Raw genomic sequence first — 8,669 nt, 5'->3', positions numbered from 1 at the left:
GTCTGCATGCATTCCAGCCATGTCTTTCAGCTGAAGCGCAGCGTTGTGCAGGTCCACCGCCAGGAGCTGCCGGATTCCAGTACCCGCATCACCACTTATGACGTGATCGAACCCACTGGCACGACTCGACAACTCCGCAGCCAGCGAGTCGAGGTCGGAGGCCACGCCTTCCCAGGCCGAGGAGAGTTTCCACAAATCCACTTCACTGCCTTCAGGCCACGGCATGCCGACGGTGTACTGCAGCAGCTTCTGAAGACCGGAAGGGAGATGCGTAACCAACTCAACCTACTTCATCGAAAAGAGGGCGCGGAACTAGCCCAAGTTGTTTGCGTTGTTCTTGTCGGCATTTTCCAACTGCTGAATCGCCTGCTCGATCTGCTCCACCGTCTTCTTGATGTTGTCACTGAACACGCTGATCTGCTCCAGGAACTTGTCCGAACTCGGGAGATACCCCTGCTCGAACGCGGCACCGAACTGGTCGCCGCCCCAGCACCGCCCGTAGGCCCTCGCAGCGTCCTGGATTCGAAAGGTAGAATCCCCAAAACGGGCTCCGAGATCTCGGAGCCTGGCGTTCTCCATCCGTGCGCCGTCCGGATCCAGACGGGTGTATTCAGCCATTTTTCAGCACCCTTTCTAGCCAGCGTTCTTTCGCCCGAGAATGCCGTCGCCGTAGCCGTCACCGAGGAGGGGCGACACAACCTTGTCGAGAATCTCGTTGGCGTCGAGCTTGCCGCTGGCGAGGTCCGCGAAGCTCACCCCCGGAAGGATGTCTTCGCCAATCGACTCGGTGAGCTTCTGGACGCACTGCGCTCGCCCGACACGAATGGTCTCGAGCAGGACGTGACTGAACTCCGCCGGCGGCATGGATCGGTACTTCGCGCCATGGAAGTTGATCGCGGTGATCTCACCTCGACCGTCGAACTCCACGGTCAGCGAGCGATCCTTGGAACGCACTTCGGTGATTTCCTCAGCCAGCTTCTTCGTGACATCGGCCAGCTTGCGCCGCTCACGCTCGAACGAGGCCAATGCGTCCTCGTTCGCGTTTTCCAGTTCTTTGAACTGCCGTTCCCAGTCATTCATTCTTATTCCTTTCTCGCCCCGCTGTTGCGGGACTCGTCCTGCGCCGTGACGCCGCCCGTGCCCCTTTGACGACCGAGTTGGCCGACGACGGGCTGAGCACCGTTCCAACTGCCCGGCTCCGCCTTCACCCAGACGCTCCCCGCACGACCCGTTGCCCCGAGAGCACCCATAGCCGCGCCGGACTGGTGCATCAGGCTGGTCGGGGGCACCCCCATGGAGTTGGCACCCGCACCGGCGGTGGCCGGCAGACCCGCGGGCTGGGCTCCGGACATCAACAGCGGCTCGACACCGACGGCGGTGACCGGCCGCACCTGAAGTCCCGCGGCCGAAGCCAGAGAAGCCGTTGCCCCGACCGGCAACTGGGACCGAATCTGTTCGAACGAGTCAACTCGCACGGAAGCGGGAGAAGACGCAGAGCCGAGAAGCTGCACCGAGGGCGGGGCCTGAGGCAGACTCGCGGCACGCACCGCACCCGGATCGCTCAACCGGACGTCACCCGGCACCGTCTTCGCCGGAGTCGTGACCTCCGTGGCGATGGCAGGCCCAGAGGTGGTCGTCAGCTGGGCCGGTCGCGCCGTGTTCAGAGCGGCGATCTCGCGGTCGACAGCCTGCCTGGACAATTCCTTCGACGCACCGTTCACACCGGGAGCAGGTGATCGGCCGAGCACCGACGCTCGCGGTTGTTCCTTTGCGGAGGACGAGAACCCAGCGATCGCGGCGGGAGGCGAGAACGTCGCGGTTCTCGAGGAAGTCGAGAACGCCGCGACCCCAGAGGACGACGAGGACGCCGCGGTCCCCGCAGAGAGCGAGGACGCGACCGGAACCGCCATCACCGTCTCATCGCTGAACGACTCGCCGGCAACACGATCGCTCGCGAGCTGCGAGAACCTGGCGAACGGGGACGGCTCCCTCGAGCGCAACTGTCCATTCGGGACGGAAGACGACGCCATGTGCACTTGTGCGGGCGCGACATCGGCCCGTTCGTGTTGGCCTGAGCTCGACCGGGCACTCGTGCTCACCGGAGCGCGCGCACTCATCACAGCGCCGACGGCCACCGCGGCGCCGGCGCCCGCCGGGGCGGCGATCGCGGGACCGTGCTCATGGCCGGTCCGCGTCATCGAGCCGTCCTGGACCTGGTGGGACGACTCGTGCACCACCGACCGCGCGAGGACGGTGTGATCAGGCAGAGGCGTGAGCTTGCCGCCGAACTCCCGGTACGCGGCCGAGAGGTCCTCCAGCACTTTCGTCGCCCGCTGGTCGACGTCACCGCGTGACTCTTCGCCCTTTCCCCCGCCGGCCACCGCCTGAAGCTCGTGGAGGCGTCGCTTGCTGTCGCTGACCGCGTCCCCCGCCTGCCTGAAGAGCTCGGGGTAGCCCGATCCCCCGACTGCCGAGATGAGCAGCTCCAAGTGACGAATCACGCCACTCACCTTGTTGTACTGCTGCTTCTCTCCTGCGCGCCAGGACTCTTCGAGCATCCGCTGGTACTTGGTCAGCTTGTTCTTGACGTCCTCGAGCTCGAGGATCGCCTGTCCGAACCAGTGCGCCTGGAGGTAGAACGCCTGCGGGTCGGCGGTGGACAGCTGCTGCACCACTTGTTCGAGTGATGACTTTCCCTGCTCGACGTCAGGAGGAGATTCGTCGTTGGCCAACGCGACTCACGCCTTTCCCAGAGTGGAAGGAGAGACACCGGCTTCTTCGTCCTGCCAGTCGCTCTTGTCACTTTCGAGCCAGGTGGTGCGCTCACGTTCCTGTTGCTGCTGCTGGGATCCGGCACCGGCGCCTCCGCCACCCATCATCGGCGGGGGCATGCCCATTCCGGGATCTCCCATCGGAGCGCCACCACCGGCGCGCAGGGAGACCGGCGCCGGAGTCGTGCCGCCCGAACCCGGCACCTGGTAGCCCTGTTGGCGCGCCGCGTTGGCCGCTGCTTCAGGACTCATCGGGCCTGTGGGAACGGAACCCGTGACACCGTCGAGTCCACCGCTGCCGCCGAACCTCGGCAGCGAGCCGCTGGAACCCGTACCCGACGAACCCGAACTGCCTCCCAGGAAGCTGGAGAGCGACTGGGGAGTTCCGCTGGGCGACGAGCCGGTGGGCATCGAGCTGCCGCGCTGCAACTCCCGGATCGCTTGTTCCGCCACGCGCTGAGCCTCACGCTGACCCGACATGTCCGGCGCGCTACCCACAGGGCTGCTGCTCGGCGAACCGCCGCCCATCAACGAACTGCCCGGAGTCTTCCCCTGTCCCAACGAGCCCGAGTCACCGCTGAACCCAGAACCTCCACCGCTTTGCAGCGAACGGATCGCCTGCTCCGCAGCACGCTGAGCCTCACGCTGACCCGACATGTCCGGCGCGGCACCTCCACTCGGCGCGGCACCTCCGCTCGGTGCACCGCCGCCAAGACCGCTGCTCGGCGCGCCACCGCCAGAACCGCTGCTCATCAACGAGCTGCCTGGGGCCTTGCCGTGGCCCAACGAACCCGAATCGCCACTGAGCCCAGGCCCACCACTGCTCAACGCACGAATCGCATCCTGCGCAGCACGCTGAGCCTCACGCTGACCTGACATGTCCGGACCACCACCAGAAGCACCACCACCCGGCATGCCACCACCGTGGCCACCGCTCGGAGCACCACCGCTCGGAGCACCACCGCTCGGAGCACCACCGCCAGAGCCGCCGCCCATCAACGAACTGCCAGGCGCCTTCCCATGGCCCAACGAACCCGAGTCACCGCCGAGCCCGGACCCGCCACTGCTCAACGCACGAATCGCATCCTGCGCAGCACGCTGAGCCTCACGCTGACCCGACATGTCCGGACCACCACCAGAAGCACCACCACCCGGCGCACCACCACCGTGGTCGCCACCACCCGGCATACCGCCGCCGCCCGGCGTGCCACCACCCGGCGCACCGCCACCATGCAACGAACTACCCGGAGCCTTGCCGTGACCCAGCGAACCCGTGTCACCGCCTAGCCCGGATCCACCACTGCCCAGTGCACGAATCGCTTCCTGCGCGGCACGCTGAGCCTCACGCTGACCCGACATGTCCGGACCACCACCAGAAGCACCACCACCCGGCGCACCACCACCATGGCCACTGCCCGGAGCACCACCGTGGTCACCACCACCCGGCATACCGCCGCCGCCCGGCGTGCCACCACCCGGCGCACCGCCACCATGCAACGAACTACCCGGAGCCTTGCCGTGACCCAGCGAACCCGTGTCACCGCCTAGCCCGGATCCACCACTGCCCAGTGCACGAATCGCTTCCTGCGCGGCACGCTGAGCCTCACGCTGACCCGACATGTCCGGACCACCACCAGAAGCACCACCACCCGGCGCACCACCACCATGGCCACTGCCCGGAGCACCACCGTGGTCACCACCACCCGGCATACCGCCGCCGCCCGGCGTGCCACCACCCGGCGCACCGCCACCATGCAACGAACTACCCGGAGCCTTGCCGTGACCCAGCGAACCCGTGTCACCGCCTAGACCAGATCCACCACTGCCCAGTGCGCTGATCGCTTCCTGCGCAGCGCGCTGAGCCTCACGCTGACCCGACGTGTCCGGACCGCCGCCAGGTGCACCGCCGCCCGGCGCACCACCGCTACCGCTACCGCTACCACTGCCCGGCATGCCGCCGCCGGGCGCACCACCGCCCGGAGCGCCGCCCGCCTTACCGCCACCGGGCTCACCACCGAACAGCACGCTGTCCGCGGGCTTCCCGGCACCGGGGAGGCCACCGGAGGTCGTCGGCTGGCTGCCGCCCTTGCCCGACGCACCTTCCTTGATCAGGCCGTCCATGGCGCCACCGACGGCCTTCTTCGCGTCTTCCAACGCGGCGGACCTGGCCGGGTCAGCGCCCTTCTGCAGGTCGCCGATGGCGTCCATGGCGGCCTTCTTCGCATCCGACAGCGTGTTCTGCCTGATCGGATCCGCACCGTGCTCGCTGCCAGAGCCCGGACCGCCAGTGGTCTGCGGCTTGCCTTCGGTTCCGCCGCTGCCGGCACCGGGGCTCTCCAGCGCCTTGATCGCGTCCTGCGCGGCCTTCTTGGCGTCCTCGAGCGCTTGCGTGCGCACGGGATCCGTCGCCTGCTTCTCCCCGCCGCTGGTTCCGGGCTGGCCGTTGGGGAACGCGTCGGCGCCACCGGAGGGGCCCAGGCCCTTGAGCGCGTCGTCCGCCTTCTTCTTGGCTTCGTCCATCGCTTTCTGGCTCGAGTACTCCTCCGGAGTCCGGCCGTCCGGGAGCTTCAAGTCCTCTCCGGACTTCCCGCCCTCACCGCCAGGGTTCATCAGACCGTCGACCGCGTCGCCCGCAGCCTTCTTCGCGTCGTCCAACGCCTTCTGGCGCGCGGCGTCCTCAGGCGAGCCACCGTCTTGCGGCTTTGATCCCTCGCCGCCAGGGTTCATCAGACCGTCGACTGCCTCGTCGGTCGCCTTCTTGGCGTCTTCCAACGCCTTCTGCCGAGCCTCTTCCTCGGGCGAGGTGCCGGGCTGCCCCTTGTCCGACGCCTTCGTGCCCGTTTCCGGCTTCGTGTCGCCGGTGTCGCCCGCGCCGCCCTTACCCAGGCCGTCGATCGCGTCGCCGGCGGCCTTCTTGGCGTCTTCCAACGCCCTCTGCCGCGCAGCGTCCTCAGGCGTACCGCCCTTTTCCTTGCCCTTCTCGGCGTCCTTCGGGCCAGTGCCAGGCGCCGTACCACCCGGAGCAGTGCCGCCCGGCGCGCTGCCGCCGCCTTCGGCGCCCTTGCCCAGGCCGTCAATCGCGTCACCGGCGGCCTTCTTGGCGTCTTCCAACGCCCTCTGCCGCGCAGCGTCCTCAGGCGTACCGCCCTTTTCCTTGCCCTTCTCGGCGTCCTTCGGGCCAGTGCCAGGCGCCGTACCACCCGGAGCCGTACCACCCGGCCCTGTACCACCCGCGCCACCCTTTTCCTCAGGGGGCATCGAGTCGAAAGCCTTGTCTACTGCCTTCTTCGCATCCTCGAGGGCCTGTCGCCGAGCGTCCGCTTCGGGCGACGAACCTGCGGGAGGAGTCTTCGCCAGCAGGTCGTCGATGGACTTCTTGGCCGCAGTGCGGGCGTCGTCCAGCCCGTCCTTGCGAGCAGCTTGTTCCTTGTCGTCGCCTTGCTTCTCGCCGGTTTCGCCGGGGCCAGTCGCACCGCCGCCGCTGCCGGTCCCGCCTTCCTTCTTCTCCGGCTCGCCCTCCTTCTTCTCGCCGGCGCCTCCGGTACCACCCTCCTTCTTCTCGGGCTCGCCTTCCTTCTTCCCGGTTTCGCCGGGGCCAGTCGCACCGCCGCCGCTGCCGGTCCCGCCTTCCTTCTTCTCCGGCTCGCCCTCCTTCTTCTCGCCGGCGCCTCCGGTACCACCCTCCTTCTTCTCGGGCTCGCCCTCCTTCTTCTCGCCGGCGCCTCCGGTACCACCCTCCTTCTTCTCGGGCTCGCCCTCCTTCTTCTCGCCGGCGCCTCCGGTACCACCCTCCTTCTTCTCGGGCTCGCCCTCCTTCTTCTCGCCGGCGCCTCCGGTACCACCCTCCTTCTTCCCGTCGCCCTTCTTCCCGGAGCCCTTCGGGGGCTGCATCGAACGGGGGTCGAACGCGGTCAGCGCCGCGCCGTTGTTCTGATAGGCGGCACCGAGGTCAAGCAGCGCGCGACGGAGCTCTGGCATCGTGTTCTTCTCGGCATCCGACTGAACGACGGTCTCCATCAGCGCCCAGCCGTCGACCTCGAGTCCCGCCTGCGCGGCCAGCGCCAGCACGTTGCGAACTTTCTCCACCAGAACCTTCACCCGCGCCGCGGCCTGCGCCTCGATCTCGGCGACCTTCGTCTGGAAGAAGGTCACTCCCTGCTGCACGGCTTCCGCGGCTTTCGGGTAGGCCCTCACCGCGTTCGTGACGGCCTGACTCCGCTTGAGCACGGAATCGACCGCGAAACTCTGGAACTGGTCGCCAGCCGTCCCCTGAAAGGCGAAGGACAGGTTCTTGACCTCTGCGGTGAACCCTTGCTCGAACTGCTCGAACTGCTCGACCGCAGCCTGGAGGTAGCCGCGAAGAGTAGACCAGGAATTAACCGCGTCCTTGTTCAGCGCGTCCCCGGCGGCAGCCCTGAACTGCGGGATGTTCTTGATCTGGTCAACGTCCAGACCAGGAGCAGCCGTGTCGTTCTGCGGGTTCGTGCCGTTTTGACCTTGGGGGGCAGTCATACCTGTTCTTCCTCGCTACTTCCAGTTCAAGAAACTCCGAAGGCGCCGATGCGTCAGCGGGGCCGGCGAGCCACAACGTGCACCTGAAGGGCAGTCAGGCCCGCCTCCAGCTCCGTACTCCTAGGCCTGGCCGTTGGGATGCGCCGGCTCCCCGGACCCCTTCGCGCCCTCGGAGGACTTGTACGCGTCGATCCTCATCTCGTTCACGCCGTGGTAGAGGCTTCGCTCGAGGCTGTCCGCGTTGTCCTTGTCCGTCTTCTCGAACGTGGACACGATCTGGTGCAGCCCGTCCTTGATGTCGCCCGCGACCATCTTGACGTCGGTGGCGTGCTGGACGATTCCCTGCTGCCGGTTGTGCACGAGGTTCTGCAGCCAGGACGCGGTCGAGAAGTTGCCCGCCTTGGTTTCCAGACCACCGAGCGTGTAGAAGGTCTGGAGGTCGTCCATCAACACGCCGATCCGATCAGCGGTCGACCGCACCGCTTCCGGATCGACATAGGTCCGGTTCTCTGATTTGGCCATCACGTACACCTTTCCTGCCGGGGTTCAAGAAGAACGCAATGCGAACGGGTGGTGCCGGGGCAGGCTCGCCCCGGCACCACCCGTGCTGTCAGAACGCGAACCGGTTGGCCTCGCGACCGTCGGCGGAGTTCATGTTCTCCGCGCCGTTGTTGACCTGGGTGCTGAGCGTGTTGAGCTTGTCGTTGCTCGTGTTCAGGTCCTGCGTGATCTTGCTGGCGCAGGCGTCGTAGCTCTGCGAGCTCGCACCCATGAAGTCGCCGATCAGGGTCTTGACCTGGGTCTGGAGGTCACCGACCTGCTGCTGGATGTTGCCGTTGACCCGGCGCATCTGGCTGACGCCCTCAGAGATCGCGGCGTACTGGTAGTTGATCAATCCGCTCGTCACGGCTGTCTCCTCGTGAGAATTGTGAAGTTGACTCGAAAGGCCGGCGTCAGATGTTGACGGCCTGGGCGTTCTGCTCATCCTCGGTGCGCAGGCGCTGAGCGACGCTCTGGAGGGTCGTCGCCATCGTGCGGAGGTTGGTGACGATGTCGGTCGTGCTGGTGTTCCAGTCGGCGTGCACGCTGGTCAGCTTGGTCATCAGCGCACCCTGGTTGGTGCTGACCAGGTTCTGGATGTTGCCGTCGAGGAGCCGCTGCTGCGAGGAGATGTCGTCGGCGACCGCGGTGTGCTTGTTCGCCATCGCGATCACGTCTTCGGGAGTGAGCCTGGTGTTCTGAGCCATTTCCTCTACCTTCTTTTTCGATCTTGTTTGAGCCGAAACCTGCATCGGCACATTCAAGGCGCGTTGTGGCGTTAATTAGAGTTGTTCACACCCGCTCGCCGCGGCGAGAGAACTGACCGGCGACCCAAACCAAGGAAAA

7 protein-coding genes are annotated in these 8,669 nt (G+C 66.6%); all 7 read right to left on the bottom strand.

All coding sequences use genetic code 11. The features are described from left to right. Positions 1-312: 312 nt before the first annotated feature. Positions 313-618: a hypothetical protein gene (locus JNUCC0626_RS48030; protein ID WP_394617273.1), complete on the bottom strand. Its 306-nt coding sequence runs from the start codon at positions 616-618 to the stop codon at positions 313-315. A gap of 15 nt (positions 619-633) precedes the next feature. After that, on the bottom strand, positions 634-1,080 hold the full coding sequence (locus JNUCC0626_RS48025; protein ID WP_394617272.1) for a YbaB/EbfC family DNA-binding protein: 447 nt from the start codon (positions 1,078-1,080) through the stop codon (positions 634-636). Between the two features lie 2 nt (positions 1,081-1,082). After that, the gene (locus JNUCC0626_RS48020; protein ID WP_394617271.1) at positions 1,083-2,675 is read right to left on the bottom strand and encodes a hypothetical protein; all 1,593 of its coding nucleotides are present in this window, start codon (positions 2,673-2,675) and stop codon (positions 1,083-1,085) included. A gap of 63 nt (positions 2,676-2,738) precedes the next feature. Next, positions 2,739-7,283, bottom strand: a complete 4,545-nt coding sequence (locus JNUCC0626_RS48015; RefSeq protein WP_394617270.1) for a hypothetical protein — start codon at positions 7,281-7,283, stop codon at positions 2,739-2,741. Positions 7,284-7,403: 120 nt separating this feature from the next. After that, positions 7,404-7,805: a hypothetical protein gene (locus tag JNUCC0626_RS48010; protein ID WP_394617269.1), complete on the bottom strand. Its 402-nt coding sequence runs from the start codon at positions 7,803-7,805 to the stop codon at positions 7,404-7,406. An 88-nt stretch (positions 7,806-7,893) separates the two neighbouring features. Beyond that, positions 7,894-8,190, bottom strand: a complete 297-nt coding sequence (locus JNUCC0626_RS48005) for a WXG100 family type VII secretion target (protein WP_394617268.1) — start codon at positions 8,188-8,190, stop codon at positions 7,894-7,896. 46 nt (positions 8,191-8,236) lie between these two features. Further along, the gene (locus tag JNUCC0626_RS48000; protein WP_394617267.1) at positions 8,237-8,530 is read right to left on the bottom strand and encodes a WXG100 family type VII secretion target; all 294 of its coding nucleotides are present in this window, start codon (positions 8,528-8,530) and stop codon (positions 8,237-8,239) included. Between the last annotated feature and the right edge of the window lie 139 nt (positions 8,531-8,669).

It is taken from the genome of Lentzea sp. JNUCC 0626, assembly GCF_043632865.1.
Taxonomy (GTDB): domain Bacteria; phylum Actinomycetota; class Actinomycetes; order Mycobacteriales; family Pseudonocardiaceae; genus Lentzea.
Note: the sequence above shows the minus strand (reverse complement) of the source record. Positions and strands in the feature narration are given on the sequence as shown.

Excerpts from the sequence above, each read along its gene's own strand:
- JNUCC0626_RS48030 (WP_394617273.1), bottom strand. The coding sequence starts at position 618 with ATGGCTGAATACACCCGTCTGGATCCGGACGGCGCACGGATGGAGAAC.
- JNUCC0626_RS48025 (WP_394617272.1), bottom strand. The coding sequence starts at position 1,080 with ATGAATGACTGGGAACGGCAGTTCAAAGAACTGGAAAACGCGAACGAG.
- JNUCC0626_RS48015 (WP_394617270.1), bottom strand. The coding sequence starts at position 7,283 with ATGACTGCCCCCCAAGGTCAAAACGGCACGAACCCGCAGAACGACACG.
- JNUCC0626_RS48010 (WP_394617269.1), bottom strand. The coding sequence starts at position 7,805 with ATGGCCAAATCAGAGAACCGGACCTATGTCGATCCGGAAGCGGTGCGG.
- JNUCC0626_RS48000 (WP_394617267.1), bottom strand. The coding sequence starts at position 8,530 with ATGGCTCAGAACACCAGGCTCACTCCCGAAGACGTGATCGCGATGGCG.